Source organism: Streptomyces sp. NPDC046831 (assembly GCF_040645305.1).
Lineage (GTDB): Bacteria > Actinomycetota > Actinomycetes > Streptomycetales > Streptomycetaceae > Streptomyces.
This window is the reverse complement of sequence record NZ_JBEYXZ010000005.1, coordinates 225,933-247,004: the sequence shown is the minus strand read 5'-3', so window position 1 is coordinate 247,004 and position 21,072 is coordinate 225,933. Positions and strand designations below refer to the sequence as shown.

Annotated in this window: 16 protein-coding genes and 1 riboswitch; of the genes, 6 read left to right on the top strand and 10 right to left on the bottom strand. The window is 74.1% G+C overall.

Features of this window, described 5'->3' with window-relative positions; all coding sequences use genetic code 11:
* Nucleotides 1-47: 47 nt before the first annotated feature.
* Nucleotides 48-178, bottom strand: a riboswitch (FMN riboswitch).
* 517 nt (nt 179-695) lie between these two features.
* Both ABZ920_RS07560 and ABZ920_RS07555 read left to right on the top strand, forming a co-directional pair.
* Nucleotides 696-1,454: an NAD(P)H-binding protein gene (locus tag ABZ920_RS07560; RefSeq protein ID WP_361499804.1), complete on the top strand. Its 759-nt coding sequence runs from the start codon at nt 696-698 to the stop codon at nt 1,452-1,454.
* A gap of 115 nt (nt 1,455-1,569) precedes the next feature.
* Nucleotides 1,570-2,781: an MFS transporter gene (locus ABZ920_RS07555; RefSeq protein WP_361499802.1), complete on the top strand. Its 1,212-nt coding sequence runs from the start codon at nt 1,570-1,572 to the stop codon at nt 2,779-2,781.
* Here the strand turns inward: ABZ920_RS07555 and ABZ920_RS07550 are convergent.
* The gene (locus tag ABZ920_RS07550) at nt 2,741-3,199 is read right to left on the bottom strand and encodes a thioesterase family protein (protein WP_361499800.1); all 459 of its coding nucleotides are present in this window, start codon (nt 3,197-3,199) and stop codon (nt 2,741-2,743) included. The two genes, ABZ920_RS07555 and ABZ920_RS07550, sit on opposite strands and share 41 nt — an antisense overlap.
* Before the next feature lie 247 nt (nt 3,200-3,446).
* Between ABZ920_RS07550 and ABZ920_RS07545 the strand changes: the two genes are divergently transcribed.
* The 3 genes from ABZ920_RS07545 to ABZ920_RS07535 all read left to right on the top strand — a co-directional run bounded on the left by ABZ920_RS07545 (nt 3,447) and on the right by ABZ920_RS07535 (nt 6,977).
* Nucleotides 3,447-4,916: a solute carrier family 23 protein gene (locus tag ABZ920_RS07545; RefSeq protein WP_361499920.1), complete on the top strand. Its 1,470-nt coding sequence runs from the start codon at nt 3,447-3,449 to the stop codon at nt 4,914-4,916.
* A 345-nt stretch (nt 4,917-5,261) separates the two neighbouring features.
* Nucleotides 5,262-5,957, top strand: coding sequence for a DUF5995 family protein (locus ABZ920_RS07540; RefSeq protein ID WP_361499798.1), 696 nt, complete (start codon nt 5,262-5,264; stop codon nt 5,955-5,957).
* A gap of 93 nt (nt 5,958-6,050) precedes the next feature.
* Nucleotides 6,051-6,977 carry an LLM class F420-dependent oxidoreductase gene (locus ABZ920_RS07535; protein ID WP_361499796.1) on the top strand — a complete coding sequence of 309 codons (927 nt, stop codon included), beginning with the start codon at nt 6,051-6,053 and terminating at the stop codon, nt 6,975-6,977.
* A 230-nt stretch (nt 6,978-7,207) separates the two neighbouring features.
* Here ABZ920_RS07535 and ABZ920_RS07530 read toward each other — a convergent pair whose 3' ends face one another.
* The 9 genes from ABZ920_RS07530 to fmt form a co-directional block, all read right to left on the bottom strand.
* A complete protein-coding gene (locus tag ABZ920_RS07530) occupies nt 7,208-8,920 on the bottom strand; it encodes an NAD(P)/FAD-dependent oxidoreductase (RefSeq protein WP_361499794.1) in 1,713 nt (570 codons plus the stop codon).
* 67 nt (nt 8,921-8,987) lie between these two features.
* Complete coding sequence (locus ABZ920_RS07525) at nt 8,988-9,776, bottom strand: carbon-nitrogen hydrolase family protein (RefSeq protein WP_361499792.1); 789 nt, start codon at nt 9,774-9,776, stop codon at nt 8,988-8,990.
* Between the two features lie 827 nt (nt 9,777-10,603).
* On the bottom strand, nt 10,604-11,056 hold the full coding sequence (locus ABZ920_RS07520; RefSeq protein ID WP_110626876.1) for an Lrp/AsnC family transcriptional regulator: 453 nt from the start codon (nt 11,054-11,056) through the stop codon (nt 10,604-10,606).
* Between the two features lie 28 nt (nt 11,057-11,084).
* Nucleotides 11,085-12,587, bottom strand: a complete 1,503-nt coding sequence (locus tag ABZ920_RS07515; RefSeq protein ID WP_361499790.1) for an amino acid permease — start codon at nt 12,585-12,587, stop codon at nt 11,085-11,087.
* 400 nt (nt 12,588-12,987) lie between these two features.
* Nucleotides 12,988-14,430 (bottom strand): GuaB1 family IMP dehydrogenase-related protein, encoded by a 1,443-nt coding sequence (locus ABZ920_RS07510; RefSeq protein ID WP_361499789.1) that lies wholly within the window; start codon nt 14,428-14,430, stop codon nt 12,988-12,990.
* Between the two features lie 387 nt (nt 14,431-14,817).
* On the bottom strand, nt 14,818-15,861 hold the full coding sequence (locus ABZ920_RS07505; protein WP_361499787.1) for a sugar-binding domain-containing protein: 1,044 nt from the start codon (nt 15,859-15,861) through the stop codon (nt 14,818-14,820).
* Between the two features lie 79 nt (nt 15,862-15,940).
* A complete protein-coding gene (gene rpe / locus ABZ920_RS07500; protein WP_361499785.1) occupies nt 15,941-16,627 on the bottom strand; it encodes a ribulose-phosphate 3-epimerase in 687 nt (228 codons plus the stop codon).
* Between the two features lie 257 nt (nt 16,628-16,884).
* A complete protein-coding gene (locus ABZ920_RS07495) occupies nt 16,885-18,303 on the bottom strand; it encodes a transcription antitermination factor NusB (RefSeq protein ID WP_361499783.1) in 1,419 nt (472 codons plus the stop codon).
* 420 nt (nt 18,304-18,723) lie between these two features.
* Complete coding sequence (fmt, locus tag ABZ920_RS07490) at nt 18,724-19,656, bottom strand: methionyl-tRNA formyltransferase (protein WP_361499781.1); 933 nt, start codon at nt 19,654-19,656, stop codon at nt 18,724-18,726.
* A 288-nt stretch (nt 19,657-19,944) separates the two neighbouring features.
* On the opposite strand from fmt, the gene ABZ920_RS07485 reads away from it, so the two are divergent.
* Nucleotides 19,945-20,496, top strand: a complete 552-nt coding sequence (locus tag ABZ920_RS07485) for a hypothetical protein (protein WP_361499779.1) — start codon at nt 19,945-19,947, stop codon at nt 20,494-20,496.
* Nucleotides 20,497-21,072 lie beyond the last annotated feature (576 nt).

Here is a 21,072-nt window from a genome sequence, read left to right as displayed (position 1 = left end):
CGTCCGCAGGACGGACCCAGACGGCGGCGCGCACACATGCTCGCCCGCCGCGCACTGCCTCCCATCCGGACTTTAACCGTCGGTCCAGGAATTTCACCTGGTCAACCGGCCGCTGGAGGCGACCGGGTCGCGGACTGTAACCGCCGGTTCGGACTTTCACCGACCCCGGAGTGCGCTGCTACTGGTACAGGGCAAGTGTGCCATGATCCGCCCACCCGCGGACCGACGATCGGTGTGGGCTCGCTCACAGACGGTGCGGACGCCGCGTGCCGCGCGGAAGAGAGCGGGAGAGACCCGAGCCGACTCCCCCTGCCGGGCAACGGGGTTGGCGCGCGGCCCGTACCCATTGACCAGAATGGTCTAGTCCTCTTAGGGTCTGGACCACGGGTCCGGTGGCGGTGACGACGGCCCTTGCCCGCCGCCGGGCCCCCTCACCGGATCGGCCGGCGGCCCGTTCCCGTGGGGTGGGTGGCGGCCGGGACCCGCTGCCCCGACCGTCTCGCCGGGCCAGGGCACGGACGCGACCGCGACGACCCGGACTTGCCGACTGCGGACCGCGACGACCCGGATTTGCCGGCTGCGCACCGCGCCGGCCGGCTCGCGTGCGGCCCTGTCACGTTTCACGCAGCCCATTCGTCCGAGTCGGCACAGGGCACCCCAGCGGGGGGTGCCGTGTCCGAAGGGACGGAACGCCCATGACCACGATCCTGGTGACCGGCGGCACCGGAACGCTCGGCCGGCTCGTCGTGGAGCGGCTGCGGGCGGACGGGCGGGAGGTACGGCCCCTGAGCCGGCACAGCCCGAGCCACCCCGTCGACCTGCGCGAGGGCGGGCCCGGGCTGGACCGGGCCGTGGCGGGCGCGGACACGATCGTGCACTGCGCGAGCTCACCGCGGGGCGGCGACGAGGAGGCGGCCGCGCACCTGATCGACGCGGCCCGGCGAGCCGGCGTGGGCCATCTGGTCTACATCTCCATCGTGGGCGTCGACCGGGTGCCGTTCGGCTACTACCGGACCAAGCTCGCCGTGGAGCGGCTCGTCGAGCAGTCGGGGCTCGGCTGGACCGTGCTGCGCACGACCCAGTTCCACGACCTGCTCGTGCAGATGTTCCAGGCGCTGGCCAAGCCGCCGGTCATGCTGGTGCCGGCCGGCGTACGGGACCAGCCGATCGAGACGGCGGAGGTCGCCGGCCGGCTCGCCGAACTGGCGACGGGGGCGCCGGCGGGACGGGTGCCGGACATGGGCGGGCCCGAGGTGCGCACCTGCGAGTCGCTGGCCCGGGCGTATCTGCGGGCGGCTGGACGGCGGCGGGCGGTGGTCACCGTACCGCTCGCCGGGAAGGCGTACCGGGGGTTCCGCGACGGCGGCCACCTGGCACCGGCGCACGCGGTGGGGAAGCGCACGTTCGAGGAGTACCTGGCCGGCCGGTTCGGGGGTGCGGCCCGGCCGAGCTGAGGCAGTCGGGGGACTTCGGCCGGGGGCGCCCCGTCCCGCGGCCCGGGCGGCACGACCGAGGGGCGTCGACCGACGCGGACATCGGACGGGCGGCGGGACGGGAGGGGAGGTCACCATGGGCACCGTGGTCTTCGGCCGACGCGAGGTGAGGCGCGCCCGGTACGCCGTGGCGGCCGTGTTCGCCGTCCACGGAGCCGTCACCGGCTCGTTCGCGACCCGCGTGCCGTGGATCCAGGACCACGCCTCGATCGGCGCCGGGCAGCTGGGACTCGCGCTGGCCTTCCCCGCGCTCGGCGCCTCGCTCGCCATGCCGCTCGCGGGCGGCGTCAGCCACCGCCTCGGCACGCGCAATGCCCTGCGGGCGCTGATCGCGCTGTGGACGCTGTCGCTGGCCCTGCCGGCCCTCGCGCCCAGCCTCCTCACGCTCTGCCTGGCCCTGTTCGTCTACGGCGCCACCGCGGGCATGGCCGACGTCGCGATGAACGCGCTGGGCGTGGAGGTCGAGAGCCGGCTCGGCCGGTCGATCATGTCCGGACTGCACGGCATGTGGAGCGCCGGCGCGCTGGCCGGATCCGCGGCCGGCACGCTCGCCGCCCACCTCGGCTCGGACGCCCGGCTGCACCACGCACTGGCGGCCGGGTTCCTGACCGCCGCGGGGCTGGTGGTGTGCACCTGGGTGCTCGACCTGCGGCCCGCGGCGGACGAGGAGCCGCCGCCCCGGTTCGCCCTGCCGCCGAGGTCGGCGCTGCTGATCGGGACGATCGGGTTCTGCGCGGTGTTCGCCGAGGGCGCGAGCCTGGACTGGTCCGCGGTGTACCTGCGGACCCGGCTGGAGTCCTCCGCAGGCCTCGCGGCCGCGTGCACGACGGGCTTCGCCCTCACCATGGCCGTGGCCCGGATCGCGGGCGACAGGGTGGTGGACCGGTTCGGCTCGGTGCGCACCGTGCGGGTGAGCGGTGTCCTCGCCGCGCTCGGCGGGCTGCTCGTCGTCCTGGCGGGGCACCCGGCGGTCGCGATGACCGGGTTCGCCCTGCTGGGGCTCGGGATCGCGGTCGTCGTGCCGCTGTGCTTCGCGGCGGCGGGCCGCAGCGGGCCGAACCCCGGCCAGGCCATCGCGGGCGTGGCGACCATCACGTACGCCTCGGGGCTGGTCGCGCCGGGCGCGATCGGGGGGCTGGCCCAGGCGACCAGCCTGGTGGTGTCGTTCGCCCTCGTCACCGTGCTGGCCTGCGGGCTGGCCGCCCTCGCGAGGGTGCTGCGCGCGGGCGACCGGGGCCGGCCGAAGGTCAGCTCTCAGGGCGCAGCAGTTCCCGAGCCGCGGCCCTGAAGCGCTCGCTCCACGGCGCGGGGCGCAGGGTTTCCGCGTCCAGCCGGACCAGCACCCGGGTGCCGCGAGCGAACGTCACCGCGCCGTCCGCCGAGCAGAAACGGAAGCCGTACGTCAGGCCGGTGTTGCCGAGCCGTTCCAGCCACAGGTGGACCGCGTGGGCACCCGGCCGGGTCACCGGGGCCTCGTAGGTGATCCGGAGTTCCTTGACGGCGTTGCAGGCGTCACCGGCCGCCCCCCAGTCGCCCTCGAAGTGGAACCCGTGCTCGCGCCACAGTTCGGCCCAGGCCCGTTCGACCATCAGCGGGTAGCGGGCGTTGTGCAGCAGCCCGAGCGCGTCGAGGTCGTCGAAGTGGACGGCGACGGGGATCAGCCGGCCGTACGACAGAGCAGGGGCGGTCGGGGCTTCGGCGGTCACGGGCGGTGCTCCTGAACGTCACTGGTGAGGCGGTCTGCGCACCCATCCTAAGCGGACGCTCAGGAGGGCTGGCGGGGCGGTACCGGCCGGCCCCGTGTCCCCGGCCGCGGCGTCGCCGCACCGGGCCGCCGGCCGCCGGCCGGCGCGCGCGCACACGGCCGGCTGGTGCGATCAGGTGAACGAGCACGGCCGGTCACCCTGGACAATGGTTCGGACAGTGGCCGAAAACAGAAAGCGAAACCCCACCATGGACCTCGGCGTGCGCTGGAAACTGCACGGTGACGGGCGGACGCCCGCACCCGGAGCGGTCGTCCGGCCCGACGAACGGCTCTCCTGGCCCCGCACGGTCGGGCTCGGTGCCCAGCACGTCGTGGCGATGTTCGGCGCGTCCTTCGTCGCCCCCGTACTCATGGGCCTCGACCCCAACCTCGCGATCATGATGTCGGGTGTCGCGACGGTCATCTTCCTGCTCGCCACGCGCGGCCGGGTGCCCAGCTACCTGGGCTGCTCGCTGTCCTTCGTCGGTGTCGCCGCGGTCATCCGCGCGCAGGGCGGCACGAGCGCGACCGTGACCGGCGCGGTCCTCGTCGTCGGCGCGGCGCTGTTCCTGGTGGGCCTCGCCGTGCAGCGCTTCGGGGCGCGGATCATCCACGCGGCCATGCCGCCGGTCGTGACCGGCGCGGTCGTCATGCTGATCGGCTTCAACCTGGCCCCGGTGACGGCGACGACGTACTGGCCCCAGGACCAGTGGACGGCGCTGCTGGTCATGCTCTTCACCGGGCTGGCCGTGGTCTGCCTGCGCGGCTTCTGGTCCCGCATCGCGATCTTCCTCGGCCTCGTCTTCGGGTACGTCTTCTCCTGGGCGTGCGACCAGTTCTTCGGCAAGATCCACTCGGTCGACGCGAGCGGCAAGCTCACCGACCACTGGCGGCTGGACCTCTCCGCCGTCGGCCGGGCCGACTGGATCGGGCTGCCCTCCTTCCACGGGCCGTCCTTCCAGTGGTCGGCGATCCTCGTCGCACTCCCCGTCGTCATCGCGCTGGTCGCGGAGAACGCCGGGCACGTCAAGGCGGTCGGCGAGATGACCGGCGACCCGCTGGACGACAAGCTGGGCACCGCGATCTCGGCCGACGGCGTGGCCTCCATGCTGTCCACCGCGGTCGGCGGCCCGCCCAACACCACGTACTCCGAGAACATCGGCGTGATGGCCGCGACGCGTGTCTACTCGACCGCCGCCTACTGGGCCGCCGCCGGCTTCGCGCTGCTGTTCGGCGTCTGCCCGAAGTTCGGCGCGGTCGTGGCCGCGGTGCCCGGCGGGGTGCTGGGCGGGATCACGGTCATCCTGTACGGCATGATCGGTCTGCTCGGCGCCCAGATCTGGACGAACGCCCGGGTCGACCTGCGCAACCCGCTCAACCTGGTGCCGGCCGCCGCCGGCATCATCATCGGCGTCGGCAACGTCACCATGAAGTTCACCGACAGCTTCTCCCTCAGCGGCATCGCGCTGGGCACGCTGGTCGTGATCACCGGCTACCACGCGCTGCGGCTGTTCGCGCCGGCCCACCTCAAGACGCAGGAACCGCTGCTGGACGAGGGCACCTCGTCGTACGACGAGAGGACCGAGGATGACACGGCGGCTCAGCGGGACCCGGCCCAGGACGGCACCGCGGTTCAGCGGGGCCCGGCCCAGGACGGCGCTCACCGCGCCCGGTCGTAGGCAGCGACCGGATCGAGTGGCCGCCCCCGGGCGGCGTAGCACCGGCCCGTCGGCCGGGGACCTGGCGGCCACGCCGTCGGGTCCCCGGCCGGCTTCACCGGTGCCGACGTGGATCAGTTCGCGGGGTCGGTCCCGCCCGTGACGGCGGACGATCCGGGCCGGCCCCGTCCCGGGCAACGCGCGGACCGGCCCTTGGCGCGGCCCACCGGGCAGCGGGAGCAGCCCGGGGTACCGGGACCGGCTTCCCCCGCGCGCCCGCGCCGCGCCGTGGCAGGGTTCCCCCGTTCTGGGGAAGCGCCGGGCCGGTCGGCGCCCGCGCCGGTGCGGGCCTGGGAACCTGCCCCCATGGCCCCCTCGGCACACCTCACCCCTCGCGCGGGCACCGTGGACGCGGTCGTGGCCCGGATGCGCGCCCTGGACGCCTCGCTGCCGGAGCGGGACGGGGTCGCGGTGTTCAACCGCGTCTACCTCGCCGTCACCGAGGAGGTCGGCCGGCGCCTGGAGACGGGGCGGTTCACGGACCCGCGGGCCGTGACCACGCTGGACGTCCGCTTCGCGGAGCGGTATCTCGCCGCCGTGGAGGCGGTGGCCGGCGACCGGCGTCCACCGGCCTGCTGGCGGCCGCTGTTCCAGTTCCGCCGCCATCCCGGCGTACGCCCGCTGCAGTTCGCGCTGGCGGGCATCAACGCGCACATCGGCCACGACCTGGCGCTCGCCGTCGTGGACGCCTGCCGTGCGCTCGGCTGCGAACCGGCCGACCTGGAGGACGAGTTCGACCGGGTGGGCGACCTGCTCGTCTCCCTGGAGGAGCGCATCCGCGAAGACCTCATGCCCGGGCCGGACCTGCTGCAGATCGCCGATCCGCTCACCCATCTCCTCGGCTCGTGGAGCCTGGAGCGGGCCCGGGACGCCACCTGGTCGGCGGCGCGGGCGCTGTGGGCGCTGCGGCGCCTGCCCGACCTGGCCGAGGAGTTCGCCCTGCGGCTGGACACGGCGGTCGGCTTCGCCGGACGCATGCTGCTCACTCCCCTGCCGGACTGATCCGGACAGCCCCCGCGGACCTGCCGGTGGACCGGCCGGCGGTCACTGTACGTTGTGCGGCGGACACGGCAGACCACGAAGGGGTGCACCGCCATGGCGATCCGTCTGGGACTGGGCCTTCCGCAGAACCGTCAGTACCGCCTCGGCAGGGACGTGCCCGACGTGGCGCGCGCCGCGGAGCGGATCGGTTACGACAGCCTCTGGGTCTACGAGCGGGCCCTGGTCCCGGAGCCCGCCACCCAGGGCCTGTACGGCGTCGAGGGCCTGCCCTGGCCGGACTCCTACCGCGGCGTCGCCGATCCGCTGGTCACGCTCACCCTGGCCGCGGCGGCCACCGAACGGGTCCGGCTGGGCAGCAGCGTGCTGGTGGCGCCGCTGCACATGCCCTTCCAGCTCGCCAAGACCCTCGCCACGCTGGACGCGGCGAGCGGCGGCCGGGTGCTGGCGGGCTTCGGCACGGGCTGGTCCCTGGACGAGTACGCGGCCTCGGGAATCCGGCCGATCGAGGAGCGCGGCCGGATGCTGGAGGAGGTCATCGACGTGTGCCGGGCGGTGTGGGGGCCCGACCCGGTGCGCTACGCCGGGGAGGTGACGACGATCGAGTCGGCCGTCGTCGGCCCGAAGCCGGCCCGGCCCGTCCCGATCCTGCTGGCCGCGAGCACGCCGCGGGCCATGCGCCGGCTGGTCGACCACGCCGACGGCTGGCTGCCGCTGGGCGCGGGTGTCGCGCGGGTCGCGAGCCAGTGGGCCGAGCTGCAGGAGCTCGCCGCCGAGCGCGGCCGCCATGAGCCGATCCGGACGGTACTCAGGGCCAACGCCAGGTACTCGGCGAAGGCCCGCGACGGCGGCCGGTCCCCCTTCCAGGGCGACGCCGACCAGATCGTCGAGGACCTGGCCGCCCACGCCGCGATCGGCCTGGAGGAGATCCTGGTCGACTTCCAGGCCACCGTGCGCGACGCCCGGGAGCTCCAGGACGTCGCCGCGGAGGTGTACGAGAAGGCACGGGCGGCCGGGGTGTGAGCCGGCCTCGGGGGCAGACCCCTAGGTCTGACCATGCGCGTCGTCGCCCGAGGGGCGGCCGCGCGGCGTCGGGTGCGTGCTCTCGGCGTGCCGGCCCCAGGCCCTCGTACGGGACGTACTCGGGTCCGGGGCCGGTGCGGCGAGCTGGGGCACCCCCTGCTCGAGCGAAGCCGAGAGCCTGGGGAAGCGTGCAGGGCGTCGCGCGGCAGACGCGCATGGTCGGACAGGGCCTAGTCCTCCGGCAGTTCGACGGGGGCGATCTCGTCGTAGAGGTCGCCGGGGCCGGGGTTGGACGGGTCGGTCTGTCCGCCGAAGTGGCGCATGACGCCCCAGACCGCGTTCAGCGCGGTCTGCACGGCGCCCTCCGCCCAGCCGGCCGTCCAGGAGACGTCGTCGCCGGCCAGGAAGATGCCGCGCTTGTCCTCGGGCAGCCGGTCCTGCATGAAGTGCGTGAACAGGCGCCGCTGGTAGCGGTAGTGGCCGGGCAGGTTGGCCTTGAACGCGCCCATGAAGTAGGGCTCGTTCTCCCAGGAGACCGTCACCGGGTTGCCGATGATGTGCTTGCGGATGTCGACGTTCGGATAGATCTCCGACAGCGACTTGAGCATGACCTCCATCCGCTCGTTCGCGGACAGCGGCAGCCACTTCAGGCTGTCGTCGCACCAGGTGTAGGACAGGCAGATCACGGCGGGCCGGTCCGGGCCGTCGTCGAGCAGGTAGGTGCCGCGGGTCATGCGGTCGGTGAGGGTCATCGACATGACGTCGCGGCCGGTCGGGTTGCCCTCGTCGTCGACGGCCTTGTCCCGCCAGAACGGCCGGTCGACGGGGACGAAGAGCTTGCTGGACTCCATGTAGTGGGTGCGCTCGATGGCGGTCCAGTGGTCGATCGGGAAGAGGGCGTCGTCGCACTGGATCTTGGACAGCAGCATCCAGGACTGGGCCGTGAACACGGCCGCCCGGTAGGTGCGGATGTCGCCGTCGGCGTCCGTCACCGTGATCCGGTTGCCGGCGGTGCGGTGCAGCCGGGTGACCGCGGGGCGTGGCTCGCCGTTCACGTGCAGGGTCTTCAGCGAGGTGCCGTAGGGCCAGTGCACGAGCTTCTCCGGCTCGCGCTCCCACAGCCTGAGCGGCAGCTGCTGGGAGCCGCCGACGATGCCGCGGTGGTGGTCGTCGGCCTCGGTGTAGACGACGCGCAGGATCTCCAGGATGGAGTTGGGGAAGTCGGTGTCCCAGCCACCGGTGCCGAAGCCGACCTGGCCGAAGATCTCGCGGTGGCGGAAGGACCTGAAGGCCTCCGAGTCGCACAGGAAGCCGTAGAACGTCTGGTTGTCGAGCTTCTCGACGAGCTTCGACCAGATCTCCCGGATGCGCGGCACGTCCCGCTCGCGCATCGCGCGGTTCATGTCGGAGAAGTCGGCGCCCTCCTCCAGGCAGCGGTTCCAGGCGTCCGCGACGTCCCGGTAGACCTGCGGCAGGTCGCCGATGGTCTCGGCGTAGTGCGACTCGCCCTTGAGGTCGACGACGGTCGACGGGGTCGCCTCGGCGAGCGGGTTCGGGAAGGGCCTGGTCTCCAGGCCCACCAGGTCGATGTAGTGCTGCAGGGCCGTGGAGGACGGCGGGAAGCGCATGGCGCCCATCTCGGCGGTCAGCGACGGGTCGCAGCCCTCGAAGCCGACCGTGCGCAGCCGGCCGCCGATCTGGTCGGCCTCGTAGACGACGGGCTTCAGGCCCATCTTCATCAGCTCGTAGGCGGCGACGATGCCGGACAGACCACCGCCGACGACCGCGACCTCGGTGCCGTGCTCGGTCGCGGGTATCTGCCCGAGGCCGGCCGGGTGGGCGAGGAAGTCGTCGTACGCGTACGGGAAGTCCGGGCCGAACATGGTGATCGGCGGCTGCTGCTCGTCTGCGTGCTCGACGGCGTTGGGCACCGTGGACGTCATGGGGTACGGACTCCTTGCACGAAAAGCCGGAAGCTCAAGGGTGGAACGGGGGGAAGCGGCCGGGGGATCAGGTCAGGGACCCGTAGAGGCCGGGGCGGCGGTCCGTCAGATACGGGTTCGCCGCACGGGAGGCCGCGAGGAAGGCGGGGTCGACGTCGGCCACGAGCAACTGCTCCGTCCGGCCGGCCCGGGTGCGGGCGACCCCGTCGGGTCCGGCGAGGGCGGAGAGGCCGACGAACTCGAACTCGCCCTCCTGGCCGACCCGGTTGACGTAGGCGACGTACATCTGGTTCTCGAAGGCCCGCACCGGGACGAGCGACTCGGCGACGAACTCGAAGGGGTGGAGCTGCGCCGTCGGCACCAGCAGGAGGTCGGTGCCGGCGACGGCGTGGGCCCGGACGTTCTCCGGGAACTCCACGTCGTAGCAGATCATCAGGCCGACGGTCAGACCGTCCAGCTCGGCCTGGACGACCGTGCGCTCTCCCGGCGTGAAGTGGTCGCGCTCGAAGCCCCCGTAGAGGTGGGTCTTGCGGTAGTTCGCGAGGCGGGTGCCGTCGGCGGAGACGAGCTGTGCGGAGTTGTAGACCGTGTCGCCGTCCCGCTCCGGGTAGCCGTAGGCGATGGCCAGGCCGTGCCGGGCGGCCGTCTCGGCGACCGCGTCCGCCGACCGGCCGTCGGCCGGCTCGGCGAGGCGGCCGATGTCGTCGCCGATCGCGTACCCGGTGAGGAAAAGCTCGGGGGCGACCAGAAGCCCCGCGCCGGAGACGGCGGCCCGGCCGGCGGCCTCGTCGAGGACCTTGAGGTTCCCGACGGTCGCGCCGGGGTGGCCGGAGCTCTGGAGCAGGGCGGTGCGCATGCGTGGTCCTCACCGTGCGGAGGGCGTTGGGGGGTCGCAATAGACCGTACGGTCGGCGGGCTCGGCCGGACAAGCGGAAGCCGTTGCGCGCCGGTGGGCTGATCATTGCGTCCGCCGGGCGCCGGGCGGCGATTCGTTGCGTGCTCGCGGGCGGGCACCGCGTCGGGGCCTCGGGCACGGGGTGGCGTCCGCCTGGGAGGGTTCCGGCCGGCAGGGCGGGAGGTGGCGTCCCGGCTGGGCGGAGGGTGCTGCCCGCTCGGGCGACGGCGGTCCGTCCGCATCGCGGACCGGCCGGGGATGGGGGCCACCGGGGCAACCGTCGGCGCACGGCGGTATGCGGGCCCGGACCCGTTCTCGGACGCTCGCAGCCGGCCCAGGGCACGGCGGGACGAGGACAGTCCCTCCGGCATCACGGACCGGCCTGGGATGCGGGCCACCAGGGCAACCGTCGGCGCACGGCGATGTGCGGGCCCGGACCCGTTCTCGGACGCTCGCAGCCGGCCCAGGGCGCGGCGGGACGAGGGCGGTCCGTCCGGCATCGCGGACCGGCCGGGGTGGGCGGCCACCGTGGGGACTGGTCCCGCACGCGACGGCGTGGCGTGCCCGGCCCGGGCACGTTCTCAGGCGCGCGCGGTCGGCCCAGGGCGTGGCGGGCGACGGGCGGTGCGTCCGGGGCGGTGGAATGCCGTGCGTCAGGTGGCCGCGGGCAGGATCGGTGTCCGTGTCGGCCCCGGCCGGGCAGAGGAGCGGCCCGGCCGGGGCGGTGCGTGCGGTCCTGGCCGGGCCGTGTGGCTCGGCCGGGACCACGGCACGGTGTCCGGCCGGGCCTACGTGGGCGAGCCGGACGAGAAGCGGCGCAGCAGCGGGGACAGGACGAGGACGGACTTCGTGCGCTCCACGAACGGCTCACCCGCGATCCGCTCCAGGACCCGCTCGAAGTGCCGCATGTCGGCGGCGAACACCTGCGCGATCGCGTCGGCGTCACCGGTGACGGTGGAGGCGGCCACGACCTCCTGGTAGCGCTCCAGGCCCCGCTGAATGGTCTCGGGCGAGGTGTTGCGCCGGCAGTAGATCTCGACGAACCCCTCCGTCTCCCAGCCGAGCGCGGCCGGATCCACCCGTACGGTGAAGCCGGTGATCGCCCCGGTGGCGCGCAGTCGGTCCACGCGCCGCTTGACGGCGGGCGCGGACAGGCCGACCAGTTGCCCGATGTCCGCGTAGGAGCGGCGGGCGTCCTCGGCGAGGGCGTGCACGATGCGTTCGTCGAGATCGTTCAGCACTGAAGGTGGATCACTTCTGCGGGTTCGGTCACTGGTCTGCCGCCGCGGGACCGCCCGGAGTCGTCGAGCGCTCCGGGGTCGCGAGACGGGAACGGCGGTAGCCGTACACGAAGTAGAACACGAGCCCGGCCGCCATCCAGACCCCGAAGACCACCCAGGTGACGGCGGACAGGCTGCCCATCATCCACAGGCAGAGCACGAGGCCCAGCGCGGGCAGGACCGGGGACAGCGGCACGCGGAAGGTGCGGTGCATCGTGGGGCGGGTCCGGCGCAGCACCACGACGGCCACGTTGACCAGCGCGAAGGCGAACAGGGTGCCGATGCTGGTGGCGTCGGCGAGCTGGCCCAGCGGGACGGCGGCGGCGAGGACCCCGCAGAACAGGGAGACGATCAGCGTGTTGGCGCGGGGCGTGCCGGTCCTCGGGTGGACCTTGGCGAACACCCGGGGCACGAGGCCGTCCCGGGACATCGCGAACAGGATGCGGGTCTGCCCGTACAGCACGGTCAGCACGACGCTGGCGATCGCGACGACCGCGCAGGCGGCCAGCAGCGTCCCCCAGAAGGTCTGGCCGGTCACCTCGCGCATGATCTGGGCCAGCGCGGCCTCGGAGTCGCCGAACCGCCGCCAGGGCTTGGCGCCGACGGCCACGGCCGCGACGAGGACGTACAGCACGGTCACGACGACCAGGGAGAGCATGATGGCGCGCGGCAGGTCGCGCTGCGCGTTCTTGGCCTCCTCACCGGCCGTCGAGGCGGCGTCGAAGCCGATGTAGGAGAAGAACAGGGTCGCGCCCGCCGCACTGACCCCGGCCATGCCGAGCGGCATGAAGTGGTCGTAGTTGCCCGACCGGAAGCCCTGGATGCCGACGGCGCAGAACAGCACCAGCGCGGCGATCTTCACACAGACCATGATCGTGTTGGCACGCGCGGACTCCCGCGCGCCGCCCATCAGGAACGCCATCGCCAGCAGCACGACGATCAGCGCCGGCAGGTTGAAGACGCCGCCGTCGCCGGGCGGTGCCGAGAGCGCCGCCGGGATGGTCACGCCGATCGTCCCGTCGAGGAGTTCGTTGAGGTACTCCCCCCAGCCGACGGCCACGGCGGCGACCGACACGCCGTACTCCAGGATCAGGCACCAGCCGCAGACCCAGGCGATCAGCTCCCCCATCGTTGCGTACGCATACGAGTAGGACGACCCGGAGACCGGGATGGTGCCGGCCAGCTCGGCGTAGGACAGCGCCGAGAACAGCGCCGTCAGACCGGCGATCACGAAGGACAGGGTGACGGCCGGACCGGCCTTGGGCACGGCCTCGCCGAGGACGACGAAGATGCCGGTCCCCAGGGTGGCGCCGATGCTGATCATCGTCAGCTGCCACAGGCCGAGGGAGCGCCGCAGGCTCCCTCCCTCCCCCTGGCCACCCTCGGCGACCAGGCGTTCCACGGGCTTGCGGCGCATCAGGCGCGCACCGGCGCCCGGGGACGCGGGGACGGGTCTTGCGAGGTTCTGCGCGGGTGCGCCTTGGTCGAGCACGCGCTGGCTCCTTATCGCTGCCGGTGAGGGCGGCGGGGACCGGCGGCACCTCCTGCGAGGGCAGGAACCCACCGAGCGGGGTCCCCGCCACGCCACGTACAGCGCAGCACCCTATGAGGCGGCGCTTCACGGGCGTAATGCAGCAACCTTGCGCATACCCGCAAGATCGTTGCGTTCCTCGGGCCGGTGTGCGTGTTCGTTGCGCGCGGGCTTTCGACCGTTGCGGACGGGACGGGCGGGATTGGGCCGCCGTGTCCGTTCGGTACCCGGTGCCTCCGGTCCCGGTGCCTCCGGTGCACGCGCCTCCCGGTCCGCGGCCTGCGCACCGGCCCGGAGAAGGCCGACGGCCCCCGCCCTCCCCGGCGGGGACGACAGGGGCCGTCGGGGCTGCGGCCCGGGCTCAGTTCCAGCTGGCGTGCAGCGGCTTGCCCTCGGCGTAGCCGGCCGCGCTCTGGATGCCGACGATGGCCTTCTCGGCGAACTCCTCCAGGGAGGCGGCGCCGGCGTAGGTGCACGAGGAGCGGACGCCCGCGATGATCGAGTCGATCAGGTCCTCGACGCCCGGGCGGGCCGGGTCGAGGAACATGCGGGAGGTGGAGATGCCCTCCTCGAACAGGGCCTTGCGGGCGCGGTCGTACGCCGACTCGTCCGACGTGCGGTTGGCCACGGCGCGCGCGGAGGCCATGCCGAAGGACTCCTTGTACAGGCGGCCGTTCGCGTCCTGCTGGAGATCGCCCGGGGACTCGTAGGTGCCCGCGAACCAGGAGCCGACCATCACGTTGGACGCGCCGGCCGCGAGGGCCATGGCCACGTCGCGCGGGTGGCGGACACCGCCGTCGGCCCAGACGTGCCGGCCGTACTTCCTCGCCTCGGCGGCGCACTCCAGGACGGCGGAGAACTGCGGCCGGCCCACGCCGGTCATCATGCGGGTGGTGCACATGGCGCCGGGGCCGACACCGACCTTGATGATGTCCGCACCGGCCTCGACGAGGTCCTTGACGCCCTCGGCCGAGACGATGTTGCCCGCGGCGAGCGGCACCTTCGGGTCGAGGTCGCGCACCAGCTTGATGGCGCTGATCATCGAGTCCTGGTGGCCGTGCGCGGTGTCGATGACGAGCGTGTCCACCCCCGCGTCGAGCAGCTGCTGCGCCTTGCCCGCGACGTCGCCGTTGATGCCGACGGCGGCGCCGATGCGCAGCCTGCCCCGCGCGTCGGTGGCCGGCGTGTACAGCGTGGCACGCAGGGCGCCCTTGCGGGTGAGGATGCCGGCCAGCCTGCCGTCCCGGTCGACGGCCGGGGCGTAGCGCCGGTTGGCCGCGTCGAGGGTGTTGAAGGCCTCGCGCGGGTCGATGTCGGCGTCCAGCAGCAGCAGGTCCCTGGACATCACCACTTCGAGCTGGGTGAAGCGGTCGACGCCGCTGAGGTCCCGGTCGGTGACGACACCGACGGGCCGGTGGTCCTCGTCGACGACCACGCCGGCGTTGTGGGCGCGCTTGGGCAGCAGGGACAGCGCGTCGGCGACGGTCTGGTGCGGGGCCAGCACGATCGGGGTGTCGAGGACCAGGTGACGGCTCTTGACCCAGGAGATCACGTCGGTGACGACCTCGATCGGGATGTCCTGGGGAATGATCACCAGACCGCCGCGGCGGGCCACGGTCTCGGCCATCCGGCGGCCGGCGATCGCGGTCATGTTGGCGACGACGAGCGGGATGGTGGTGCCCGTGCCGTCCGGGGAGCTGAGGTCCACGCCCTGACGCGAGCCGACGGCGGAGCGGCTCGGCACCATGAAGACGTCGTCGTACGTCAGGTCGTAGGCGGGCCGGATGTCATTGAGGAAACGCACGTGCTGCACATCCCAGTCGATCTCAAGGCGGCCCCCGGACCGGTCAGCCAGGGGGAAGAGCACGTACTTCATTCTCCCACGGCGACCGCGGTCCGATGCCCGGTCGCTTCGTCCAAGCTGGTCAGGGCGTTGTTCGGAGGATTGTCCGAGTGGGGATGCCAGGATGCCCGGAGTGTGGCGGCCCGGCGTCCGCACCGCCGGCGGCCAGGCCGCCGGCCCGGCGGCGGGACGGCCGGGGTGCCCCGCGAGCACACCGGGGACGGCCGTGGCGGCATCGGCGGCATGCCGCCACGGCCGTCCCCGGGGCGCCGGGCCTCCCGTGCACGGTGCGCCGCACGGGGTGTGCCGGGCACGGGGCGGGCGCGGCGAGCGCGCTCGTGCGGACTCTCAGGGCCCGTCGGGGTCCGCCCGGTTGAGCGCCGGCCTGGGCGTGGACCCGGCGGTGATCAGGTAGTCCGCCGCCGAGGTGTCCGTGACGAGGCTGGTGACGAGCCCCGACCGCAGCACCGCGTCGATCGCCGCCGCCTTGCGCTGACCGCCCGCGATCGCGACGACCTCCGGGATGCGGCGCAGCTGGTCGGCCTTGACCGTGATGCAGCGCTCCCCCAGGTCCCGTCCGACCCGCCGGCCCTCGGCGTCGAAGAGGTGCGCGGCCATCTCGGCGGCCACGCCGAGGGAGGCGTAGTGGGCGCGCTCCTCCTCGCTGAGCATGTCGTGCACCGTCGAGATGCCCGGCTCCCAGGAGCCGATCGACACGCAGGCGACCGTGACCTTGTCGAAGTACTCGAAGGCCCGGGCGATCCCCGTCTGGTGGCGCAGCGCCGTCGCCGTGGCCGCGTCCGGCAGCAGCATGGGCGCGTAGATGGGGTGGGCGTCGCCGCCCGACACCTGGGCGGCGCGGCGGACGGCCTCGACCGAGCCGCGCTCGGAGGTCCCGGCGTCGTACACGCCGGTCAGCTGCACCACCGTGCACGGCGGCAGCCGGTCGAGGGCGGCCGCCATGTGGATGGTGGAACGGCCCCAGGCCAGACCGAGGACGTCGCCCTCGTTGACGAGCTCGCCGAGCAGGTCCGCGGCGACCTCTCCCAGGTTCTCAGGATCGGGCGTCTCCTCCGCGTCGGCCGGGGACTCGACCACGACGGCGTGCCTGAGGCCGTAGCGGGCGCGGAGCGCGTCCGAGCGCTCGGCGTCCAGCTCGGCCGGCACGCGGATCTCGATGCGCACCAGATCCCGTTCGAGGGCCGTCTCCAGGACCCGGGCCACCTTGAAGCGGCTGACGCCGAACTCCTCCGCGATCTGGATCTTGGATTTGCCCTCGAGGTAGAAGCGGCGGGCCATGGCCGCCGCCTGCACCAGCTCAGCGGGTCCCATCCGCATGGCTGACCGGCCCGCCGACATACCCGACACGGCGATCTCCTCACTGCTGTTCACACTCTGGATTCGCCGTTCATCCTTGCAGATCCGGCGGACTTGATCCGCCCCGATGGGCGGCCGTTCACGTAGCTGTGGCTCAGTGGTCGCATGCCCAGGACGCCTTCGCGGTGACCGCCTCCGCCTGGCGGCGCAGGGCGCGGACCGCCTCGGCCGGGTCCTCGGCGCCGTACACCGCCGAGCCGGCCACGAAGACGTCGGCGCCGGCGTCCGCGCACCGTTCGATCGTCGTGGCCGAGACCCCGCCGTCGACCTGGAGCCACAGCTCGAGGCCGTGCTTGGCGATGAGCTCACGGGTGCGGCGGATCTTCGGCAGCATGATGTCGAGGAACGCCTGGCCGCCGAAGCCGGGCTCCACCGTCATGATCAGCAGCATGTCGAGCTCGGGGAGCAGGTCCTCGTACGGCTCGATGGGGGTGGCGGGCTTCAGGGCCATCGACGCCCGGGCGCCCTTGGCCCGGATCTCCCGGGCGAGCCGCACGGGCGCGGCGGCCGCCTCGACGTGGAAGGTGACGGAGGAGGCACCCGCTTCGACGTACTGCGGTGCCCAGCGATCGGGGTCCTCGATCATCAGGTGGCAGTCCAGCGGGGTGTCCGTCGCACGGGCCAGGGACTCCACGACCGGCACACCGAGCGTGAGGTTGGGGACGAAATGGTTGTCCATGACGTCGACATGGAGCCAGTCGGCCCCTTCCACCGCCCGCGCCTCGTCGGCGAGGCGCGCGAAGTCGGCGGACAGCATGCTGGGGTTGATCTGCACGGCCATGCCCCAAGACTGCCATGCCCGGGCACGGTTGTTCGCCCCGGTCCCCGGCTGAATTCCTGCCGGAGCCGTCCTTCACGTCTCGGCCGCCCGCGTTGCCCCTCCTGGGCTCCCGCCGGGCCGGCGCGGCACGCTGCTCCGGCACGCCGGACCCTGCCCGGCGCAGACCGTGGGCCGCGACGCGCGCCCGGACGACCCGGAGGGCCGGCCGAACGGCAGGAGGGCCGGTCACGGCCGGGACGCCCGCGCTGCGGCCGTGATCAGCCGGTCCGGCGGATGAGCGCCAGATACATCGCGTCGGTGCCGTGCAGGTGCGGCCACAGCTGGACGTCGGGGCCGTCGCCGAGGGCCGGTACGCCCGGCAGCAGGGGGCGGGCGTCGAGCAGCTCGGCGCCGGGGAACTGCTTGAGCAGGTCGGTGACGACGGCCCGGGTCTCGGCGAGGTGGGGCGAGCAGGTGGCGTAGCCGACGACCCCGCCGACGCGCACCGACTCCAGGGCCGTGCGCAGCAGCCCGCGCTGGAGCGGGGCGAAGGCGTCCAGGTCCTCCGGGCGGCGCCGCCACCGCGCCTCGGGCCGGCGGCGCAGCGCCCCCAGCCCGGTGCACGGCACGTCCACGAGCACGCGGTCGAAGGTGCCGGGCCGCCACGCCGGCCGGGTCCCGTCGGCGGTGACGACCTGATACGGCCCGGGGTTGCCGGCCAGCGCCCTCGCGACCAGGCCGGCCCGGTGGGGCTGCTTCTCGGAGGCGACCAGGACGGCTCCGCGCTCGGCGGCCAGCGCCGCGAGCAGCGCCGCCTTGCCGCCGGGTCCGGCGCAGCCGTCGAGCCACTTCTCGTCCGGCCCCTCCAGGGGCGCGTTCGCGAGGGCCAGCGCCACTAGCTGGCTGCCCTCGTCCTGCACGCCCGCCCGGCCTTCCCGCACGGCCTCCACGGCTCCCGGCTCACCGCCCTCGGTGAGCCGGACCGCGTACGGCGACCAGCGCCCCGGCACCGCGGCCTCCTCGTGCAGCAGCTCCTGCGTGGTGGCACGCCCCGGCCGGGCGACGAGCGTCACCTCGGGCCGCTCGTTGTCGGCCTCCAGCAGATCCTCCATCCCGGCGCGCCCGCCGCCCAGGGAGTCCCACAGGGCCGAGACGATCCAGCGGGGGTGGGAGTGCACGACGGCGAGGTGGTCCTCCGGGTCCTCGTCGTAGGGCGGCGCGATCCGCTCCAGCCATCCGTCGAGGTCGTCCTGCGCGACCTTGCGCAGGACCGCGTTGACGAACTTGGCGCGCCCGTCGCCGAGGACGACGCGCGCCAGCTCGACGGTGGCGGACACGGCGGCGTGCGTCGGGATGCGCGTGCCGAGGAGCTGGTGCACGCCCAGGGCCAGCACGTCGAGGACCGGCGGGTCGACCTCCCGCAGCGGCCGGTCGACGCAGTCGGCGATGATCGCGTCGTAGGTGCCCTGCCGCCGCAGCGTGCCGTAGACCAACTCGGTGGCCAGCGCCGCGTCCCGCCCGTCGAAGTCGCCCTTCTCGCGCGCCTTGCGCAGCAGCGGCGGCAGGACGAGGTTGGCGTAGGCGTCCCGCTCGTCCACAGCACGCAGCGCCTCGAAGGCGAGGATGCGGACGGGGTCCTTCTTGGGCCGGCGGTAGGGCTTGGCGGGCTTGCGGGGCCGACGGGCGGTGTCGCTCACGAAAAAGGTGCTCCGGATGTCTGGGTGCGCTGTGCGTCCAGCCTACGTCCCGCCCTCCGGGCCGTGCGCCGGGCGTCGGCCCGGCCGGGCGGGGCCGCGGCCCATGGTCGCCGCCGTGAGGGGACGACGGCCCACGGTCGCCCCCGTGAGGGGACGGCGGCCCACGGCGTCGGGAGGTGGGGAGGACGGGCGGTTCACGCCGTTGGGGCATCGGGGTCCGCGTCGTCGGGGAAACGGGCGGTCCGCGTCGTCAGGGGTGCGGGTATGCGCCCGTGGCCCGCCCGCGCTGCTCACCAGCGCCCGGGTCACGGTGCCTCGGTCCGTGCTGTACCCGGGGGAAGGCCGGACCGCGGTGGGCCGGATCCGCCCGGCGGTCCCCCGGCGCTGCCGTTCCCTCCCCCGCCGAGGGACCGGCCCGGATCAGCCCCCGAGCGTCTCGCCCTCCGTGATGCGCACGCCGCGCGCCCAGTCCGCGGCACGCATCGGCTTCTTGCCCTGCGCCTGGACCCACAGCAGCTCGACGGCGTAGGACCCGGTGCCCACGTACACGTTGTTCTTGGCGGCCGAGATCGCGCCCGGCGCCAGGTCGGTCCGCTGGGGCACGGCGGCGACCTGGACGAGCTTCAGGCGCTCGCCGCGGAAGGTCGTCCAGGCGCCGGGAGCGGGGGTGCAGCCGCGCACCACGCGGTCGACGCGCAGGGCGGGCGCGGCCCAGTCGATGCGGGCGTCCTCAACGGTGATCTTCGGGGCGAGGGTGACGCCGTCGGCGGGCTGCGGCACGGCCTTGAGGGTGCCGTCCCCGATGCCGTCCATGGTCGCGGCGAGCAGCCCGGCACCGGCGAAGGCGAGCCGGGTGAGCAGGTCGCCGCTGGTGTCGGTGGGCCGGATCTGCTCCGTGATCGTGCCGTAGACGGGTCCGGAGTCCAGGCCCTCCTCGATCAGGAAGGTCGAGGCGCCGGTGATCTCGTCCCCCGCCATGATGGCGTGCTGCACCGGTGCGGCGCCGCGCCAGGCGGGCAGCAGCGAGAAGTGCAGGTTGACCCAGCCGTGGACGGGCACGTCCAGGGCGACCCGCGGCAGCAGGGCCCCGTAGGCGACGACGGGGCAGCAGTCCGGGGCGATCTCGCGCAGCCGCTCCAGGAACTCCGGGTCCCTGGGCTTGACCGGCTTGAGGACCTCGATGCCGGCCTCCTCGGCCCGCTCGGCGACCGGGCTCGCGACGAGCCGGCGGCCACGCCCGGCCGGCGCGTCGGGCCGGGTGACGACGGCGGCCACCTCGTGCCGCCGGGAGGCGATCAGGGCGTCCAGAGCGGGAACGGCGACCTCGGGGGTGCCGGCGAACACGAGCTTCATGGGCGGGTCGGGGCCTCTCGGGCGGGGTGGACGACGGGCAGCGCACCAGTCTATGGCCCCGGGTCGCCGCACACCGACGGCCCCGGCCGGGCGGCGCCGCCCGCCCCGGGCGGCACGACGCCGACGACGTACGGCGCAGCGCGCGTCACACCTGGGGGCGTACGCATATGCCCTTACGCCCCCACACCGTGACCAGGGGCACGACGGCGCGTTGGTCAAGGAAGAGTTGACCGCAAAGGGCCGTGATCGCGGCCCATCCCTTTCAACGCCGGTTCGAGAGGCTTGTTCATGGCCGACCACGCAACCCACGACGCCCAGGCCCGGGCCAGCCTGCACTTGCTGGTGCGGGACATCGAGCGGGTCCGCCGGCAGGTGGACGCACTGCGCACGCTCACCGCCCAGCTGGGGAACGTCTACCGCCCGCGCCGCTCCGGCCCCTCCACGGGCTTCGTCGTCTACGGACGCGCCCCCGCCCCGACGGTCCGTCTCGCCCAGGAGCTGCGGGACAGCGTCGAGACCCTGGTCACGGCGGCCGTGGACTTCGACCGCTCGCTCGGCTTCTCGTGGGACGCGGTGGGGTCGGCCCTCGGTGTCACCAAGCAGGCGGTCCACCGTCGGTACGGCGCCCGCCGTGCCGCCGTCCAGGCGGCTGCCGAGGCCGAGCGCGGCACGGAGCCGTCGGGCACGCGGACGGTCGACGTCGCTGCCGGGATCCCCGCGGCGGTGCCGGCGGTGCCGGCCGTGCCGGCGGCCCGCTCGATGCCGACGCAGCCGACGGCGGGCAGCCCGTCGCTGCGCGAGGAGGCCAGGCCGGCCTTCCCCGCCCCCCGCAACGGCTGACCCGTCCCCGCCACCACCGCCCTCCCGGAACGCGCCCGGGAGGGCGGTGGCGCGCGGGGACGGCGGCACGGTCGCCAGGGGGACGGCGGGACGGTGACCGGCGGGCCGGCGGCCCGGTGACCCGCGAGAACGGCGGCCCGGTGACCCGCAGGCCGACGGCCCGGTGACCCGCAGGAACCGCGGCACGGTGACCCGCAGGCCGACGGCCCGGTGACCCGCAGGAACCGCGGCACGGTGACCCGCAGGAACCGCAGCACGGTGACCCGCAGGAACCGCAGCACGGTGACCCGCAGGCCGACGGCCCAGTGACCCGCAGGAACCGCAGCACGGTGACCCGCAGGCCGACGGCCCAGTGACCCGCAGGAACCGCAGCACGGAGGCGGGGCACGGCAGCCCGGTGACCCGCAGGAACCGCAGCACGGTGACCCGCAGGCCGGCGGACGTCCGTGCGGTGGTACGAGGGCCTGCGCGGCGGATGGCAGCGCGGGGGCGGGCCGGCGTGCACGTGGGCAGGCCGGCGTGCGGGGTGGGCGGGCCCCGGCCGGTTCGCCGTGCCCTGTGCGCCCCCGGTGCCGC

Coding starts and splice junctions, on each gene's coding strand:
- ABZ920_RS07560 (WP_361499804.1), top strand. CDS start 696: ATGACCACGATCCTGGTGACCGGCGGCACCGGAACGCTCGGCCGGCTC.
- ABZ920_RS07555 (WP_361499802.1), top strand. CDS start 1,570: ATGGGCACCGTGGTCTTCGGCCGACGCGAGGTGAGGCGCGCCCGGTAC.
- ABZ920_RS07545 (WP_361499920.1), top strand. CDS start 3,447: ATGGACCTCGGCGTGCGCTGGAAACTGCACGGTGACGGGCGGACGCCC.
- ABZ920_RS07540 (WP_361499798.1), top strand. CDS start 5,262: ATGGCCCCCTCGGCACACCTCACCCCTCGCGCGGGCACCGTGGACGCG.
- ABZ920_RS07535 (WP_361499796.1), top strand. CDS start 6,051: ATGGCGATCCGTCTGGGACTGGGCCTTCCGCAGAACCGTCAGTACCGC.
- ABZ920_RS07530 (WP_361499794.1), bottom strand. CDS start 8,920: ATGACGTCCACGGTGCCCAACGCCGTCGAGCACGCAGACGAGCAGCAG.
- ABZ920_RS07525 (WP_361499792.1), bottom strand. CDS start 9,776: ATGCGCACCGCCCTGCTCCAGAGCTCCGGCCACCCCGGCGCGACCGTC.
- rpe (WP_361499785.1), bottom strand. CDS start 16,627: ATGGCCGTGCAGATCAACCCCAGCATGCTGTCCGCCGACTTCGCGCGC.
- fmt (WP_361499781.1), bottom strand. CDS start 19,656: ATGAAGCTCGTGTTCGCCGGCACCCCCGAGGTCGCCGTTCCCGCTCTG.
- ABZ920_RS07485 (WP_361499779.1), top strand. CDS start 19,945: ATGGCCGACCACGCAACCCACGACGCCCAGGCCCGGGCCAGCCTGCAC.